At 54.1% G+C, this 16,567-nt stretch carries 13 protein-coding genes, 1 tRNA gene and 5 other RNA genes; 7 read left to right on the plus strand and 12 right to left on the minus strand.

Annotation, left to right across the window (positions count from 1 at the left end; genetic code table 11):
* Positions 1-99 precede the first annotated feature (99 nt).
* The 5 genes from putP to phoH all read left to right on the plus strand — a co-directional run bounded on the left by putP (position 100) and on the right by phoH (position 6,406).
* Positions 100-1,584 carry a sodium/proline symporter PutP gene (gene putP / locus F3I44_RS11505; protein ID WP_150014905.1) on the plus strand — a complete coding sequence of 495 codons (1,485 nt, stop codon included), beginning with the start codon at positions 100-102 and terminating at the stop codon, positions 1,582-1,584.
* A gap of 191 nt (positions 1,585-1,775) precedes the next feature.
* Positions 1,776-2,600 carry an iron uptake transporter permease EfeU gene (gene efeU, locus F3I44_RS11510; protein WP_150014908.1) on the plus strand — a complete coding sequence of 275 codons (825 nt, stop codon included), beginning with the start codon at positions 1,776-1,778 and terminating at the stop codon, positions 2,598-2,600.
* Between the two features lie 55 nt (positions 2,601-2,655).
* The gene (efeO, locus tag F3I44_RS11515; RefSeq protein WP_150014911.1) at positions 2,656-3,768 is read left to right on the plus strand and encodes an iron uptake system protein EfeO; all 1,113 of its coding nucleotides are present in this window, start codon (positions 2,656-2,658) and stop codon (positions 3,766-3,768) included.
* A 2-nt stretch (positions 3,769-3,770) separates the two neighbouring features.
* On the plus strand, positions 3,771-5,048 hold the full coding sequence (gene efeB / locus F3I44_RS11520) for an iron uptake transporter deferrochelatase/peroxidase subunit (protein ID WP_150014914.1): 1,278 nt from the start codon (positions 3,771-3,773) through the stop codon (positions 5,046-5,048).
* Positions 5,049-5,617: 569 nt separating this feature from the next.
* Positions 5,618-6,406, plus strand: coding sequence for a phosphate starvation-inducible protein PhoH (gene phoH, locus F3I44_RS11525; RefSeq protein ID WP_190285949.1), 789 nt, complete (start codon positions 5,618-5,620; stop codon positions 6,404-6,406).
* 316 nt (positions 6,407-6,722) lie between these two features.
* Here the strand turns inward: phoH and F3I44_RS11530 are convergent, their stop codons facing one another.
* From F3I44_RS11530 to eptA, 12 genes are all read right to left on the minus strand, one after another.
* Entirely contained in the window at positions 6,723-7,280 is a 558-nt protein-coding gene (locus F3I44_RS11530) for a serine acetyltransferase (protein ID WP_150014920.1), read from the minus strand.
* A 314-nt stretch (positions 7,281-7,594) separates the two neighbouring features.
* A non-coding RNA gene (locus tag F3I44_RS11535) (RtT sRNA) lies at positions 7,595-7,722 on the minus strand.
* Between the two features lie 45 nt (positions 7,723-7,767).
* Positions 7,768-7,895, minus strand: a non-coding RNA gene (locus tag F3I44_RS11540) — RtT sRNA.
* A gap of 45 nt (positions 7,896-7,940) precedes the next feature.
* A non-coding RNA gene (locus F3I44_RS11545) (RtT sRNA) lies at positions 7,941-8,068 on the minus strand.
* 45 nt (positions 8,069-8,113) lie between these two features.
* Positions 8,114-8,241: non-coding RNA, RtT sRNA (locus F3I44_RS11550), on the minus strand.
* 273 nt (positions 8,242-8,514) lie between these two features.
* Positions 8,515-8,643, minus strand: a non-coding RNA gene (locus F3I44_RS11555) — RtT sRNA.
* 44 nt (positions 8,644-8,687) lie between these two features.
* A tRNA-Ser gene (locus F3I44_RS11560) sits at positions 8,688-8,775 on the minus strand.
* A 269-nt stretch (positions 8,776-9,044) separates the two neighbouring features.
* The gene (gene msrA / locus F3I44_RS11565) at positions 9,045-9,578 is read right to left on the minus strand and encodes a peptide-methionine (S)-S-oxide reductase MsrA (protein ID WP_150015276.1); all 534 of its coding nucleotides are present in this window, start codon (positions 9,576-9,578) and stop codon (positions 9,045-9,047) included.
* Between the two features lie 59 nt (positions 9,579-9,637).
* Positions 9,638-10,204 (minus strand): flavin reductase family protein, encoded by a 567-nt coding sequence (locus F3I44_RS11570; protein ID WP_190285950.1) that lies wholly within the window; start codon positions 10,202-10,204, stop codon positions 9,638-9,640.
* 311 nt (positions 10,205-10,515) lie between these two features.
* On the minus strand, positions 10,516-11,574 hold the full coding sequence (pmrB, locus tag F3I44_RS11575; protein WP_150015277.1) for a two-component system sensor histidine kinase PmrB: 1,059 nt from the start codon (positions 11,572-11,574) through the stop codon (positions 10,516-10,518).
* A complete protein-coding gene (gene pmrA, locus F3I44_RS11580; RefSeq protein WP_150015278.1) occupies positions 11,571-12,251 on the minus strand; it encodes a two-component system response regulator PmrA in 681 nt (226 codons plus the stop codon). The genes pmrB and pmrA overlap by 4 nt, the downstream gene beginning before the upstream one ends.
* Entirely contained in the window at positions 12,251-13,879 is a 1,629-nt protein-coding gene (gene eptA, locus F3I44_RS11585; protein WP_150015279.1) for a phosphoethanolamine transferase EptA, read from the minus strand. The genes pmrA and eptA overlap by 1 nt, the downstream gene beginning before the upstream one ends.
* Positions 13,880-14,331: 452 nt before the next feature.
* Between eptA and otsB the strand changes: the two genes are divergently transcribed.
* Positions 14,332-15,120: a trehalose-phosphatase gene (otsB, locus tag F3I44_RS11590; protein ID WP_150015280.1), complete on the plus strand. Its 789-nt coding sequence runs from the start codon at positions 14,332-14,334 to the stop codon at positions 15,118-15,120.
* Positions 15,117-16,553 carry an alpha,alpha-trehalose-phosphate synthase gene (gene otsA, locus F3I44_RS11595; RefSeq protein ID WP_150015281.1) on the plus strand — a complete coding sequence of 479 codons (1,437 nt, stop codon included), beginning with the start codon at positions 15,117-15,119 and terminating at the stop codon, positions 16,551-16,553. The genes otsB and otsA overlap by 4 nt, the downstream gene beginning before the upstream one ends.
* The last annotated feature ends 14 nt before the right edge of the window (positions 16,554-16,567 follow it).

The following is a 16,567-nucleotide window of genomic DNA, read 5'->3' on the forward strand; positions in this document are numbered from 1 at the left end:
CTGACGCCCTGACGAAGAAAATCGACCCGCTTTGCCCCGTTCCGGCAGGCGGGTAGCTGGCGATTTCCTTGGGATATCAAATAATAAGTGGAGAGACAGATGAGTGTAAGTACACCGATGCTGGTGACCTTTGTGGTTTATATTCTTGGGATGGTATTAATCGGTTTTGCGGCTTATCGCTCGACCAAAAACTTCGATGATTACATCCTCGGTGGCCGCAGTCTGGGTAGTGTGGTCACGGCACTCTCTGCCGGTGCATCCGATATGAGTGGCTGGTTGCTGATGGGCTTACCGGGTGCCATCTTCATTTCCGGCATCTCTGAGAGCTGGATTGCGATTGGTCTGACGATCGGTGCCTGGCTGAACTGGAAAATCGTGGCCGGTCGCCTGCGTGTTCAGACCGAGCATCATAACAATGCCCTGACGCTGCCGGACTTCTTTACCTGCCGCTTTGAAGACCACAGTAAAATCCTGCGCGTTATCTCCGCTATTGTGATTCTGGTGTTCTTCACCATCTATTGCGCCTCAGGTGTGGTAGCCGGTGCGCGTCTGTTTGAAAGCACCTTTGGGATGAGTTACGAGACTGCACTGTGGGCGGGTGCCGCGGCGACCATCCTCTATACCCTGGTGGGCGGTTTCCTGGCGGTGAGCTGGACCGATACCGTTCAGGCGAGCCTGATGATTTTTGCGCTGATCCTGACGCCGGTATTTGTGATTATCGCCGTCGGTGGCTGGTCCGATTCGATGGCGGTAATCGAGGCGAAGAGCCTTGAAAACCTCGATATGCTGAAAGGGCTGAATTTTGTCGCGGTCATCTCGCTGCTCGGCTGGGGTCTGGGCTACTTTGGACAGCCGCATATTCTGGCGCGCTTTATGGCGGCAGATTCGCATCGCTCTATCCGCACCGCACGCCGTATCGGTATGACGTGGATGGTGCTCTGTCTGGCGGGCGCGGTGGCCGTTGGCTTCTTCGGTATTGCCTGGTTCCAGAACAACCCGACCCTGGCAACCGGCGTCAATGATAACGCTGAGCGCGTCTTTATCGAGCTGGCGCGCATTCTCTTCAATCCGTGGATTGCCGGTATTCTGCTGTCTGCCATTCTGGCAGCTGTGATGTCAACGCTGAGCTGTCAGCTGCTGGTCTGCTCCAGCGCCCTGACCGAAGACCTCTATAAAGGCTTCCTGCGCAAAAATGCCAGTCAGAAAGAGCTGGTATGGGTAGGGCGTCTGATGGTGCTGCTGGTGGCGCTGATTGCGATTGCGCTGGCGTCGAACCCGGAAAACCGCGTGCTGGGCCTGGTAAGCTACGCCTGGGCGGGCTTTGGTGCGGCGTTTGGTCCGGTGGTGCTGTTTGGCGTCTGCTGGAAGCGTATGAACCGCAACGGTGCGCTGGCGGGGATGATTATCGGTGCCCTGACCGTGCTGGTATGGAAACAGTATGGCTGGCTGGGACTGTATGAAATCATCCCTGGCTTCATCTTCGCCAGCATCGCGATTGTGGTCTTCAGCCTGATGGGACGTGAACCCTCAGCCGAAGCGCAGCAGCGCTTTGCTGCCGCAGAAGCGGAGTTCCAGACCAAATAAGCGAAGCGTTAATCATCAAAGCCCGCCCCGCAAGGAGCGGGCTTTTTTTGTTACAAAGATAAATCACCCAAGGATGAAATTATCTCCGCCAGTAACTTGTTTTTTTCGCAGCGATAATGATAATCGGTATCGTTTACACTTTACCTGATTTTACTGTTCATTGACGCTGCTTAACATTCAAGAGGTTGGCGATGTTTGTTCCGTTTCTCATCATGCTGCGGGAAGGGCTTGAAGCCGCGCTGATAGTCAGCCTGATAGCCAGCTATCTCAAGCGCACCCAGCGCACCCAATGGTTTCCGGCGATGTGGGCAGGCGTGTTTATCGCCGCTGCGCTCTGTCTGGGCCTGGGTCTGTTTATCAATGCGACTACCGGTGAATTCCCGCAAAAAGAGCAGGAGCTGTTTGAAGGCATCGTGGCGGTGATTGCGGTGGTAATCCTTACCTCAATGGTGTTCTGGATGCGCAAAGTCGCCCGCAACATTCGGGTCGAGCTTGAGCAGGCGGTCGATCAGGCGCTGCAACGTTCAGGCCGGGGCGGTCTGGCGCTGGTGCTGATGGTGTTTCTTGCCGTGGCGCGTGAAGGGCTGGAGTCAGTGTTCTTCCTGCTGGCGGCCTTTACGCAGGATGTCGGTTATGCGCCGCCGATCGGCGCGGTGCTGGGTCTGGCAACCGCCGTGGTGCTGGGCATGCTGCTTTACTGGGGCGGTATCCGCCTGAACATGGCGCATTTCTTCCGCTGGACCAGCGTTTTCATCCTCTTTGTCGCGGCGGGCCTTGCAGCCAGTGCGATTCGCGCCTTCCACGAAGCGGGATTGTGGAATCGCTTTCAGGATGTGGCCTTTGATCTCAGCAATACCTTATCGACCCATTCGCTGTTCGGCACGCTGCTGGAAGGCATTCTGGGTTATCAGGAGACGCCAAGCGTCAGTGAAGTGACGATTTACTTCGTCTATCTGATCCCGGCGCTGATTCTGTTCTTTATGCCTGCGCGACCTGCTGCGTCGGCGACGGTGTAATCAGACATTTTTTAGGTGCGCCCGCCGCGCCTGCAACTTAACAGGGAATATCGAGATGACAATGCGTTTCCGCCGCAAGGCGCTGCTGCTTCCTCTGCTGGCAATCTCCGCATCGGCTACCGCAGCGGTTCCTCAGGTTACCGTAAGCGTCAATGACAAGCAGTGTGAGCCGATGAACCTGACGGTCAAGGCTGGCAAAACCCAGTTCCTGATTAAAAACAACAGCCAGAAAGCGCTGGAGTGGGAGATCCTTAAAGGCGTGCTGGTGGTGGAAGAGCGCGAAAACATTGCGCCGGGCTTCAGTCAGAAGCTGACTGCCAATCTGGAAGCGGGCGAATATGAGATGACCTGTGGCCTGCTGAGCAATCCGAAAGGCAAGCTGATTGTAAAGGGTGAGGGCGCAGCGACAGTCAGCTCTTCTCCACGTATGCAGCTGGAAGGGCCGATCACTGAATATAAAGCCTATGTGACGGAGCAGGTGAACCAGCTGGTGAGCAGCACCCAGGCGTTTACGGACGCAGTTAAAGCGGGCGATGTGGAAAAAGCCAAAGCGCTGTTTGCCCCGACCCGTCAGTACTATGAGCGTATTGAGCCCATTGCTGAGCTGTTCTCCGATCTCGACGGCAGCATTGATGCCCGCGAAGATGACTACGAGAAGAAATCAGCCGATCCGAAGTTCACCGGTTTCCACCGTCTGGAAAAAGCTTTGTTTGCTGATAACAGCACCAAAGACATGGCGGACTACGCGGATAAGCTGAGTAAAGATGTAAAAGATTTGCAGGTGCGCATCAGCGAACTGGCCTTCCCGCCAGCCAAAGTCGTCGGCGGCGCAGCCGGTCTGATTGAAGAAGTGGCTTCCAGCAAGATTTCCGGCGAGGAAGATCGCTACAGCCGCACTGACCTGTGGGATTTCCAGGCCAATGTCGATGGTGCACAGAAAATCGTTGAGCTGCTGCGACCGCTGGTGAGCAAAGCGAATCCGCAGCTGCTGGCCAAAGTTGACGCCAACTTCAAAAAAGTGGATGCGATCCTGAGCAAGTACCGCACCCAAACCGGTTTCGAATCCTATGAGAAGCTGACCAGCGCTGACCGTAACGCGCTGAAAGGGCCGATCACCGCGCTGGCGGAAGATCTTTCATTACTTCGTGGCACTCTGGGTCTGGATTAATCATGAGTCGTAAGGAAGATGACGCGCAACCTGCGCGTCGTCGTTTACTGAAAGGACTGGGTCTGCTTGGCGGGGCGGCGGCCATCGGCGGCGGCTGTCCGTTCCACACCGCTGCCGCTGACAGCTTTTCGCCAGGTACGGTGACGCCGCAGGCGCGACAACAGATGCAACCGTTTTATGGTCAGCATCAGGCGGGCATTACGACGCCTCAGCAGGCATCAATGATGCTGGTGGCGTTTGACCTGCTCAGCAGCGATAAAGCCGAACTGAAGCGTCTCTTTCAGCTGCTGACCCAGCGTATCGCCTTTCTCACGAAAGGCGGTCCGGCACCTGCGGTCACCAATCCGCAACTGCCGCCGATGGATTCCGGCATTCTGGGAGCGACGATCGCGCCGGATAATCTGACGATTACCGTATCTGTCGGGCACTCGCTCTTTGACGAACGCTTTGGTCTGGCGCCGCATAAACCAAAAAAATTGCAGCCGATGACGCGTTTCCCCAATGATTCGCTGGATGCCAGCCAGTGTCACGGCGATCTGCTGTTACAGCTCTGCGCCAACACCCAGGACACAGTGATTCATGCCCTGCGTGACATCATCAAGCATACGCCCGATCTGCTGGGTGTACGCTGGCGGCGCGAAGGCTTTATCTCCGACCACGCGGCACGCAGTCAGGGGCAGGAGACGCCGATCAATCTGCTGGGCTTTAAAGATGGCACCGCGAATCCGGATACTCACGATTCTGTGCTGATGAACCAACTGCTTTGGGTGACCGCGGACCAGGATGAACCTGCCTGGGCACGCAACGGCAGCTATCAGGCCGTGCGGCTTATCCGCTTTCACGTCGAAATGTGGGACCGCACGCCGCTGGGTGAGCAGCAGACCATCTTTGGACGCGAGAAGCTGAGCGGTGCGCCGCTGGGGATGAAGCATGAGCGTGACGTTCCGGATTACGCCCGTGACCCGGACGGCGACGTGATTGCACTGGATGCGCACATCCGTCTTGCCAACCCTCGCACACCTGAGACGGCCAGCAGCCTGATGCTGCGACGCGGCTACAGTTACTCGGCGGGTATCTCTGCATCCGGCCAGCTGGAGATGGGGCTGCTGTTCGTCTGCTACCAGCACGATCTGGAACGTGGGTTTCTGACCGTGCAGCAGCGCCTGAACGGGGAAGCGCTGGAAGAATATATCCGGCCTTTTGGCGGCGGTTACTTTTTCGTTTTACCCGGTGTCCCCGACGCCAGCCATTATTTAGCGCAGCCATTGCTTGAAGTCTGATTAAATTTTAACCATCCAGGCGGCCTGTCCCAGACCGCCTGCCTTTTCGGTTTCAGCGCTTTGCTTACTGAGTTTTCGCTGAGATTAAACCGTTCTCTGGCATATATAAAATATTCTAAGTTACTGTAATCTATTAATTTTACATTTCGCCTTAAAAGAAATAGTTACGTGTGATTAGCAATTCCTTTGCCAGCAGGTAAAATTACTATTGCAAAGGTCCAACGAAATGATGCACTTTATTCAACAGGCGTAATCGGATGTGTCGATGTATCACACTGGAGTTCGCGCATGGGTCGAGTCTTTTATGGAACGTTACTGTCACTGAATAAATTGCGCCTGACCGCGAGGGCAATTCTGCCTCGTTATTTCTCCCTTCCTTCAACCATTTCTTTTGTTTTAGCACAGCCTGTTTTATCCGGTGTTCAGCCACGCTATTGCGCTGCTGCATACCCACTATCCTGTCCTGTCATGGCTCAAAAGGAAGCCAACTGAAACCTCTAAAGCGTTCACGTAATCGCAACGGGCCACCGGCCTCGCGCGGGAAATGAAACCAACTGAAAGGTGCCACTATGGGAAGACAGAAAGCAGTGATCAAAGCGCGTCGTGAAGCGAGAAGAGTGCTTCGTAATGACTCCCGGAGTCATCGTCAGCGTGAAGAAGAGTCGGTCACTTCGCTGGTGCATATGAGCGGACTGGATGCAATTGGCATGGCGCGCGATACGCGTGACCGGCTACCGATTGAAGCCCGTAATGAAGCTCAGGCGCACTATCTTAATGCCATAGGAACGAAACAGCTGATCTTTGCAACCGGTGAGGCCGGATGTGGTAAAACCTGGATCAGTGCTGCAAAAGCAGCTGAGGCCCTGATTAATAAGGATATCGACAGGATTATTGTTACGCGCCCGGTACTTCAGGCAGATGAGGATTTGGGATTCCTGCCCGGTGATATTTCTGAGAAATTCGCCCCTTATTTCCGCCCGGTGTATGACATTCTGGTTAAACGTCTTGGCGCATCATTTATGCAATATTGTCTGCGTCCGGAAATTGCCAAGGTAGAGATTGCGCCCTTCGCCTATATGCGTGGCCGCACCTTTGAAAATGCTGTGGTAATTCTGGACGAGGCGCAGAACGTGACCGCCGCGCAGATGAAAATGTTCCTGACCCGACTGGGCGAAAACGTCACGGTCATTGTTAACGGCGATATTACCCAGTGCGACTTGCCCGCTGGGGTGCCTTCTGGTCTCGCGGACGCGCTGGTGCGTTTTGAAGAGGACGAGATGGTTGGCATTGTGCGCTTCGGCAAAGAGGATTGTGTGCGTTCAGCGCTGTGTCAGCGCACCCTGCACGCGTACAGCTAGTGTTCGATTGAGTAGAAGTGTAGCGCCCAAACCCGGCTCCGGCCGGGTTTTCTTATTGTCTGTTTAGGTTAGGGCGCTATAACGGCGTGGATGTCAGAAAAACAGGTGACGTTGTGAATAATCGCACCGCAGACTTAATATAAAAAAGCTGAGGCAAGGGGTGTTGCCTGACGGATTTAATGACAGGCTGATGCTGATAAGTCAGACATCAAGGTTTTGACCATGACTTCGGAATAATGCAGGCTGACATTCAGGGGTACGCCCTGCATAGTGTTATGCAGGAAACTTTCGTACAGTTTAACCATAACGCTGGCTGTTATTTATGGCGGATGATCAGCGTTTTTTCGGTATAAACAAGGCTATTGTCCGGGATGCTCTTATTGATAAATGACATCGCGCCGATTGTGACGTTGCTGCCTATAACCAGGGCGTCGCCAATGATGCAACTTCCGGCGCCCACTTCAACATTATCGCCAATAACGATGCGGGCGGGTGTGCTGTTATCTCTGCGGCCGGGGATGCCGATTGTTGCGTTCTGACGGATTTTGAAATTACAGCCAATAACGGTGCATTCATTTATTACCACCGATAAGAAGTGGCTGACTGTCAGTCCCGGTCCGATTTGGGTGCCGGGCTGGATTTCAGTGTTGTACTTCTGAATTAATTTACGATTAATTTTCTTCGCGAGCATCGTTGAGGTTTTACTCTCTGAATGGTACAGAAATGAGACGATCCGCCACCAGAAATTAAATCGCCTGTCCGGACACTTAATGGCTTTATGAATCGTACGCGCCCAGCTAAAAGGTTTATCACTTATCATAACTTCACGACGTAAGCATTCATGCAGGTGTTTTTTTAATTCATCTTTTTTCATCGTTCTTTATCAGCGTTTTGCAAATTTATAGCCGCGTAGAGTAACAGGCTATAGCAGGTGCTTTTTGAGGCAGGTCATTTAATGTGTCGCAGAATTAAATTTAAACTTTCCAGTTTGGGTATTACGTAAATTTAATTAATGGCCTCAAATAAGAATAATGAGCAAAGCATAGGGAAATTAAAGAAAGGGAACATCAGCGAAGAGAGGAATTCGCTCAGCATGCGATCGTTTCCACTGCGGGGGTTCTCACCCCCTCTTACTTTGCAATATGCAAAAAAAAGCCTGAACGTTTGTTCAGGCTCTTCTTCGGAATGTGGCGGTGAGAGGGGGATGGATTCGCTTCGCTCACCCTGCGGGCAGCGTCGCAGGCTCCGCTGTCCATCGGGCTGCGCCCGCTGTCGAACCCCGGCGGGGGTTCTCACCCCCTCTTACTTTGCAATATGCAAAAAAAAAGCCTGAACAAAAGTTCAGGCTCTTCTTCGGAATGTGGCGGTGAGAGGGGGATTGATTCGCTTCGCTCACCCTGCGGGCAGCGTCGCAGGCTCCGCTGTCCATCGGGCTGCGCCCGCTGTCGAACCCCGGCGGGGGTTCTCACCCCCTCTTACTTTGCAATATGCAAAAAAAAAGCCTGAACGTTTGTTCAGGCTCTTCTTCGGAATGTGGCGGTGAGAGGGGGATGGATTCGCTTCGCTCACCCTGCGGGCAGCGTCGCAGGCTCCGCTGTCCATCGGGCTGCGCCCGCTGTCGAACCCCGGCGGGGGTTCTCACCCCCTCTTACTTTGCAATATGCAAAAAAAAAGCCTGAACAAAAGTTCAGGCTCTTCTTCGGAATGTGGCGGTGAGAGGGGGATTGATTCGCTTCGCTCACCCTGCGGGCAGCGTCGCAGGCTCCGCTGTCCATCGGGCTGCGCCCGCTGTCGAACCCCGGCGGGGCTTCTCACCCCCTCTTACTTTGCAATATGCAAAAAAAAAGCCTGAACGTTTGTTCAGGCTCTTCTTCGGAATGTGGCGGTGAGAGGGGGATGGATTCGCTTCGCTCACCCTGCGGGCAGCGTCGCAGGCTCCGCTGTCCAACNGATTGATTCGCTTCGCTCACCCTGCGGGCAGCGTCGCAGGCTCCGCTGTCCATCGGGCTGCGCCCGCTGTCGAACCCCGGCGGGGCTTCTCACCCCCTCTTACTTTGCAATATGCAAAAAAAAAGCCTGAACGTTTGTTCAGGCTCTTCTTCGGAATGTGGCGGTGAGAGGGGGATGGATTCGCTTCGCTCACCCTGCGGGCAGCGTCGCAGGCTCCGCTGTCCAACATGCTGCGCATGTTGTCGAACCCCGGCGGGGGTTCTCACCCCCCTCTTACTTTGCAATATGCAAAAAAAAGCCTGAACGTTTGTTCAGGCTCTTCTTCGGAATGTGGCGGTGAGAGGGGGATTCGAACCCCCGATACGTTGCCGTATACACACTTTCCAGGCGTGCTCCTTCAGCCACTCGGACACCTCACCACATTTACTTCGCTGACCGCGCTGGGTCAACGGGGCGGTACTATAGGGAGTCGGCTGAAAAGGGTCAAGCACTATTTTTTTCTTTCGATCTATTCGCTTAAGCTCTGAACGAATCCATTTACTGCGGCTTAAAACCGGCCATTTATGCGCCATATTCCTCAGTAATAAAAGCAGACCGGTTCATGTTCAGGGCTGCATTACTACGGAAATAACCCGGTGCGGCGTCCGGGCCTGTCTCCCAGCCAGACGCCGCACCGTCAGACGCTAAATCAGCTCTTCACCCGATTAGCGAAGCTCTTGCGCAGCTTCTGCAGTTTCGGTGGGATGACTGCCATGCAGTAACCGTTGCGCTGGCCTGCACCTTCCCAGTAATCCTGATGATACGCCTCGGCGGGATACCACTCTTTTAACGGCTCAATCGTGGTGACCACGGGCACATCATGGTCGGCCTGGGCACGTTCAATGGCGGCGCGCGCTTCTGCTTCCTGCTCTGCATTCGCCGGGAAAATGGCGGAACGATACTGGGTGCCAATATCATTGCCCTGACGGTTAAGCTGGGTCGGATCATGCGTGACAAAGCTGATATCCAGCAGATCGCCGTAGGTGACCTGCTCCGGGTCAAAGCCAATGCGGATCGCTTCAGCATGACCGGTTGCACCGCTGCAGACCTGCTCATAGGTCGGATTAGGACGGACTCCGCCGGTATAGCCGCTTTCAACCGACTCTACGCCGATCACATCTTTAAATACCGCTTCGGTACACCAGAAACAGCCGCCAGCGATAACTGCGTATTCGATTGCCATAATAATTTACTCCTGTCAGGTCGAAAGAGGTGAATGGGGGCGCAGCAGAGCGCTTTCAACTAGATGAGCATCTCTGGTTTAAAATCTCCGCTCTTATCCAGCATTTTGTCGCCCATCACGCTGAAGCGGCCTTCACCGGTGTAGTGCAGGGTAGCGGGATATTCTGGCTCCCCGGCGACATGCGCTTTAACGATCTCAAAAATAAACAGGTTGTAGCGGGCGACCATGGAATCGTCATAAAGCTGACATTCAAAGCTGGCAAAGCATTCGGCAATCATCGGCGCACCCACTACCTGAGCTGGTTCCGGCGTCAGGCCAAACGCCTCAAACTTATCAATACTGTCACCGTGGCTGTTGCCGACCGCTACCACTTCATTAATCAGCGAGGCAGAAGGAATATTCAGCACGCACTGACCGCTGTTGCGGATCAGCTCGTGGCTGTGATTCATGCCGGCAATCATGCAGCCGACCAGTGACGGAGAGAATTCCAGCACCGTGTGCCAGCCGAGCGTCATGATGTCATGCTGATCCTGATACTGCGAACTGAGCAGCAATACCGGACCGGGCTCAAGATATTTACGGGCTTTGCTGACCGGAAAAGCATATTTGTGCATGCGTTGGCTCATGGCGTAGCTCCTATAACGGAAGGGTGCCATTAAGTGTAGAGCACCCTGCGGGGGCGACGGGATGGGTAGCGAGCATAAAGGGAAGGTTCACGGGGGAAACAGGAGAGAGCAGAGATATTCACCCACCGCCTCGCGAGCTTAAGGTTTCCTTAATATGCAGTCGCGATACTGCCTGCTTTAACGGAGGATAATGCTATGAAAACTGCGCCTGCTACCCTGACTGTCACTGCGACACGCCCGATGAGTGAATATGCGGCTCTGCTGATTGCCGCAGCAACCGTTGTGCTGTTCCTGTCTGCCTGGTTTACCGCTTAAAACTTAATGACGGCCCGGCAGCCGCTCCGGTCGCGACGGTTCTCTAAGAAAAACTGAAAACGGTGTAGCTGGACGATGCGGCTGACAATGCTCAGCCCGAGTCCGATACCGCCATAGCGACTGTCCATCCGGATAAACGCTTTACTCAGCTCGCCACTTTTACTCTCATCAATGCCCGGTCCCTCATCTTCCACCACCATCATAGGCTGTGGAACAGACAACAGCTGCACGCTGATAGTACTGTTATCCGGACTGTAGCGATGGGCGTTCTCCACCAGGTTACGCAGCAGCATCTTCAGCAGGGTGGCATCTCCACGCACAAACTGCTCCTGCGGCAGATCCAGCACCAGCGTCTGCTGATGCGCCTCCAGCATGATACTCAGCTCCGCTTCCATCGGCAGGATCACATCTTCGATCAGCCCGACGTTCTGATAGGTGCCTGAGGTAAATGACTGGCCAGCGCGTGCCAGATTCAGCAGCTGCGATACGCTGTGGGTCATCTGATCCAGACGCTGAACCAGCGGCTGAACTTTGACATCGCTGTTGCGTTCGATTAACTCCAGATGCAGCCGTAATCCTGCCAGCGGCGTGCGCAACTCATGCGCCACGTCGGCGGTGAACAATCGTTCGCGTTCCAGACTGCTATTGAGGCGGGCGACCAGCTGATTTATCGCCTGAGTTACCGCATCGATCTCATGAACCTGACTGTGACAGGTGACGGGATCGAGATTCTCTTCGCTGCGGCTCTCCAGTTCCCGCTGCAGCTGATACAGCGGTCGGGTGATCCATTTCACCGCCTGATAGCAAAGCAGCAGCGTCAGCGTAATCATCACCAGGCTCGGCACTGCCAGACTGGCCACTGCTTCGTGGATTTCACGCTTCACGTGGCTGTCCATGTTGCGCTTCTGTAACTGCGCTTCCACCAGAAACTGAATCTGTTCTTTACTCTCATGCCACAGCCAGACCACGCTGATTACCTGGAATACCAGCAGGATCAGACCAATAGTCAGGATCAGGCGAAAGCGCATACTGCGGTGATCGAAACGATTTATCATGTTGCCTCGCGAACGCCATCCTGCGTCACCAGCGCATAACCAAACCCACGCACGGTACGAATGGCGCTTTTACCAATTTTGTCGCGCAGGTTATGGATATGCACTTCCAGCGTATTTGTAGAAGGCTCGGTTTCCCAGTTATAGATGTCCTGGTAGAGAATTTCACGGTGAACCGGATTGCCGGCCTTCAGCATCAGTCGTGACAGAATCGCAAACTCTTTGGGCGTCAGATCGAGCAGCACATCGCTGAGGGTGATCTGACGATGGGTCATATCCAGCGCCAGCGCGCCGACTCTCACCTGGCTGTCGCCCTGATTAACGTGACGGCGAATCAGTGCGCGGATCCGCGCCAGCAGCTCATCCAGCGAAAACGGCTTGATCAGATAGTCATCAGCACCCGCGTCGAGCCCGGCAATGCGCTCGCTGATAGTGTCGCGCGCGGTCAGAATCAGCACCGGCGTCATCTTCTTCTGCCGGCGCAGGCGTATCAGGAAGTGCAATCCATCTTCATCCGGTAAGCCCAGGTCCAGCACGACCAGACTATAGAGACCGCTGGCAAAATGCGCTTCTGCATCCCGTACCCGCGTCACGCCATCGCAGACATAGCCTTCACCTTCCAGCGCCAGTATCAGGCCCTGCAGCAGCAGTGCGTCATCTTCAACAATCAGTATCTTCATTAAGGTTGGCTCCGACACGACGTCAAAATATCATCCGCAGGCACATATTCGTGGGTCGCGGTGCCGGTTAATCCCAGCATGGTTGAAAACAGATTATCCTGTGAAAAATCGTCTGTCGCCGCCAGTTTATTCAGACAGCCGCGATTGACCGCGTAACGTTTCTGATAATCATCAGAAAGCCAGATCAGCATCGGCACATGTTTCTGCGTATCCGGGGCAATAGCATAGGGCAGGCCATGCAGGTAAGCCCCATTTTCACCCAGCGATTCGCCGTGATCAGAAAGATAGACCAGGCTGGTGGTGAAGCGGTCCTGATGCGCGCGCAGGACATTTATTGCCTTATCGACAATATGATCCACATTGACCAGCGTGTTGTCATAGGTGTTGATCAGCTGTTGTTGCGAACAGTCCTGAATCTGATTGGTGTCACAGGTCGGTTCAAACTGACGGAACTGTGGTGGATAGCGATGGCTGTAGGTCGGGCCATGACTGCCAATGGTGTGCAGAACAATGACCCCGTTACCTTTCAGCTGGCTGATGTAGTCGTCCAGACCGTGGAACAGCACGTCGTCATAACATTCACCATTAATACACATGCCGGGCAGGTTCAGGCTGGTCATGTCCTGATGCGGCACACGGTCACAGGCTCCTTTGCAGCCTCCATCATTTTCATTCCATAACACGCTGATGCCGGCGCGCTGAATAATATCCAGCAGTCCCTCCTGATGAGCGGCCAGCACATCATCATAGTGCGCGCGCGGCATGTTGGAGAACATGCAGGGCACAGAAACGGCTGTCGCTGTGCCACACGAGGTGGTGTGTGGGAAGTAGATTACATCGTCTTTCGCCAGTAAAGGATTGGTCAGACGACCGTAGCCACCCAGCGAGAAGTTTTGCGCGCGCGACGTCTCTCCCAGCACCAGAATCGTCAGATTCGGCTTACCGCTGCTGCGGCTGGGCTGCAGATGGGCATCTTCACCGATGCGCACCAGCGGCACATTCTGCAGCTGCTCATGCTTATACCAGGAGAGCGTTGCCGCAATGCTGTTCGACGGGCTGAGCGCTTTAACCAGCTCGTGGTTGTTGCGGAACAGCGAAGCGTAATCTTTATAGAAGAACAGGGCGACCAGCACGATCAGCGCAGCGGAAAACAGCACGCTGAGCAGTCGCGCCAGCACGCCACGCCACTGCTGCCGTTTTATGCGCGGCCAGAACACCAGCAACGCCATCAGCACGCCTGAGGTGAGCAGGGTGAAGAGCAGCTGCGGCGTAATCAGCGCAAAGGATTCAGAAGCGGTGGTATCCATCATGTTGGTGATCATTGAGCGATCAACCACGATGTTATAAGTCTGAATAAAAAACTGTGCCGACGCAGAGAGCAGAATAAACAGGGCGGCCAGCAGCCGGTCCAGCCAGACAAATGAGGCCAGCGTAATCACGATGTTAATCACGCTAAAGGCGACTAACGGCATCGATAAAAACACCAGCGTGGTATGCAGGTTGTTCAGCGGCATGACCGCCAGCACCTGACGGTAATAAGCGATATTAAGGAAAACCGCGATATAAACCGCAGCCAGAATCAGCAAGCTTAGGCGGCTAATCAGCGGCCTCTTCAGGATAAACGCCATGTGAGCAGGAACCAGAGTAATAAAAGTGTCACGAGAGTGCGCTTTCCAGATTAGGAATACCTTAAGAAACTTAAGCTCTGAAGAATGTCATGTGTATGGAGTGCGTAACAGGTATCACTCCAGCGTGATGCGGATCGATACCGCTACGATTATTAAAAAAGAACAGGTGAGAATGGCGCTTTTCTGCTGACTTAACCGCAGCGGCTGGCATGAAAAGTGCATATTTCTGGCATAACCCCTGTTAATGACTACACTTATTGTGAAGATGTTCTCAGTTAGCCAGTATTGTCAGCAATGCGCTTGCAAGTTTGAGGAGAGTGACCTATCCAATCACCGCGTTTTACCCCTCAATCACCGCTTTATCAGAATTTCCCGCTTGCTGACCTGACTGCGTCAGGACATTCTTGTTTTAACTCAATGTTTTATTAAATTGGATTTTCAGGAGAAGTAACGTGACCCAAGCGGCAGACACCTATGCCAGGTACCCGACATTAAGCAGCGGGCAGTACGCCTTCTTTTTTGATGTCGACGGTACGCTGGCAGCGATACAGTCCCGTCCCGAAGCGGTATTTATTCCTGAGCAGGTCATCGCACAACTTCAACAACTCTCTGCGCTTTCTCAGGGCGCACTGGCGCTGGTCTCCGGCAGACCCATTGAACAACTGGATGCACTGGCTGCGCCGTGGCATGGCCCAGCGGCGGGCGTGCATGGCGCTGAGCGTCGTGATGCAGAGGGTAATGTGCAGCGCATCAGCCTGCCTGTTGAGGTTGAACAAAATCTCAGGAAGGAATTGCAGGATGCGATGGCTTGCTGGCCTGGTACTCAGCTTGAGGTGAAAGGCATGGCCTTTGCACTTCATTACCGCCAGGCGATGCAGCATGAGCAGGATGTGTTGCGACTGGCTGAACAGTCAGTGAAGCGTTTCCCGGGACTGGCGCTTCAGCCAGGGAAATGTGTCGTTGAGATTAAACCGGCAGGCATCGATAAAGGCGCGGCAATCAGCGACTTTATGCAGCAGACGCCTTTTGCCGGGCGTACGCCAGTCTTTATTGGCGACGATCTGACGGATGAGAAGGGCTTTCTGGCCGTTAATGAACGGCAGGGCGTCTCAGTTAAAGTTGGCGAAGGATCAAGCCAGGCCGATTATCGACTCAATGATGTCGATGACGTTTACGGCTGGCTGGAAAGAACATTATTACTATTAGAGCAAGACAACGTCGGTAAGGAGTTTAGGTTATGAGTCGTTTAGTGGTTGTATCTAACCGTGTCGCCATGCCAGATGGGTCTAAAACCAGCGCAGGCGGCCTGGCCGTCGGAATTCTCGATGCACTGAAAAGCACCGGTGGATTATGGTTTGGCTGGAACGGTGAAATCAGCGAGTTCACCGGCGAAGACGTTGAAGACGTTAAGGTTCAGGAGCATGAGGGTATCGAGTATGCCTCGTTCCCGCTAAGCCAGAACGATTACGATCTCTATTATTGCCAGTTCTCTAATACGGTTATCTGGCCCGCCTTCCATTACCGCCTCGACCTGGTGCAGTTCCAGCGTGAAGCGTGGGAAGGGTATTGCGACGTCAATGATTCGGTGGCGCAGCGTTTAAAACCGCTGATTAAGCCTGATGATATTGTCTGGATCCACGATTATCACTTTTTACCGTTTGCTGCTGCGCTGCGTCGGGCCGGTATTAATAACCGCATCGGTTTCTTCCTGCACATTCCGTTCCCGACGCCTGAAATTTTCAACGCACTGCCTCCGCACAAAGAGCTGCTGGAAATGCTGTGTGAATATGACCTGCTGGGCTTCCAGACTGAATCCGATCGGGTGGCGTTCCTGGACAGCGTCAGCCAGCTGACACAGTTGCAGAATAAAGGCGACAAAAAGCATCGCGCCTTTGGCAACACCTTTATGACTGAGGTTTATCCCATCGGGATTGAGCCAGACAGTATTAAAGAGATGGCCGAGGGGCCACTGCCGCCGAAAATGGCTGCTATGAAGAAAGAGCTGGGCGATGCACGCAACATTATTGCCTGTGAACGTCTCGACTATTCAAAAGGGCTGCCGGAGCGTTTTCTTGCTTATGAAGCGCTGCTGGAGAACTACCCGCAGCATCGCGGCAAAATCCGCTATTCGCAGATCGCACCAACCTCGCGTGGCGATGTGCAGGCATACCAGGATATCCGGCATCAGCTGGAGACAGAAGCAGGGCGCATCAACGGTAAGTACGGTACGCTGGGCTGGACCCCGCTCTATTATCTTAACCAGCATTTCGACCGTCGCCTGCTGATGAAGATCTTCCGCCTGACCGATGTCGGTCTGGTGACACCGCTGCGTGACGGCATGAATCTGGTGGCGAAAGAGTATGTCGCTGCGCAGGACCCGGACGATCCTGGTGTACTGGTGCTGTCACGCTTTGCCGGGGCGGCCAATGAGCTGACCTCCGCGCTGATCGTGAATCCTTATGACCGTGATGAAGTCGCCGCCGCGCTGGATAAGGCGATTACCATGCCGCGTACTGAAAGGATTTCACGCTACAACGACATGATGGCGGTATTACGCAAAAACGACATTACCGCCTGGCGTGAGAGCTTCCTGAAGGACCTGGAGCGGATTGACCCACGCAGTGTTGACCATAGCACCGTTAACAAAGTGGCGACCTTCCCAAAGCTCGCCTGACCTGAGTCTTTAGG

Source organism: Pantoea sp. F_5 (assembly GCF_008631595.1).
GTDB lineage: Bacteria > Pseudomonadota > Gammaproteobacteria > Enterobacterales > Enterobacteriaceae > Pantoea > Pantoea gossypiicola.

What these genes read in the sequence shown, in the direction of transcription:
- putP (WP_150014905.1), top strand. Translation starts at nt 100, where the DNA reads ATGAGTGTAAGTACACCGATGCTGGTGACCTTTGTGGTTTATATTCTT.
- efeU (WP_150014908.1), top strand. Translation starts at nt 1,776, where the DNA reads ATGTTTGTTCCGTTTCTCATCATGCTGCGGGAAGGGCTTGAAGCCGCG.
- efeO (WP_150014911.1), top strand. Translation starts at nt 2,656, where the DNA reads ATGACAATGCGTTTCCGCCGCAAGGCGCTGCTGCTTCCTCTGCTGGCA.
- efeB (WP_150014914.1), top strand. Translation starts at nt 3,771, where the DNA reads ATGAGTCGTAAGGAAGATGACGCGCAACCTGCGCGTCGTCGTTTACTG.
- phoH (WP_190285949.1), top strand. Translation starts at nt 5,618, where the DNA reads ATGGGAAGACAGAAAGCAGTGATCAAAGCGCGTCGTGAAGCGAGAAGA.
- F3I44_RS11530 (WP_150014920.1), bottom strand. Translation starts at nt 7,280, where the DNA reads ATGAAAAAAGATGAATTAAAAAAACACCTGCATGAATGCTTACGTCGT.
- msrA (WP_150015276.1), bottom strand. Translation starts at nt 9,578, where the DNA reads ATGGCAATCGAATACGCAGTTATCGCTGGCGGCTGTTTCTGGTGTACC.
- F3I44_RS11570 (WP_190285950.1), bottom strand. Translation starts at nt 10,204, where the DNA reads ATGAGCCAACGCATGCACAAATATGCTTTTCCGGTCAGCAAAGCCCGT.
- pmrB (WP_150015277.1), bottom strand. Translation starts at nt 11,574, where the DNA reads ATGATAAATCGTTTCGATCACCGCAGTATGCGCTTTCGCCTGATCCTG.
- pmrA (WP_150015278.1), bottom strand. Translation starts at nt 12,251, where the DNA reads ATGAAGATACTGATTGTTGAAGATGACGCACTGCTGCTGCAGGGCCTG.
- eptA (WP_150015279.1), bottom strand. Translation starts at nt 13,879, where the DNA reads ATGGCGTTTATCCTGAAGAGGCCGCTGATTAGCCGCCTAAGCTTGCTG.
- otsA (WP_150015281.1), top strand. Translation starts at nt 15,117, where the DNA reads ATGAGTCGTTTAGTGGTTGTATCTAACCGTGTCGCCATGCCAGATGGG.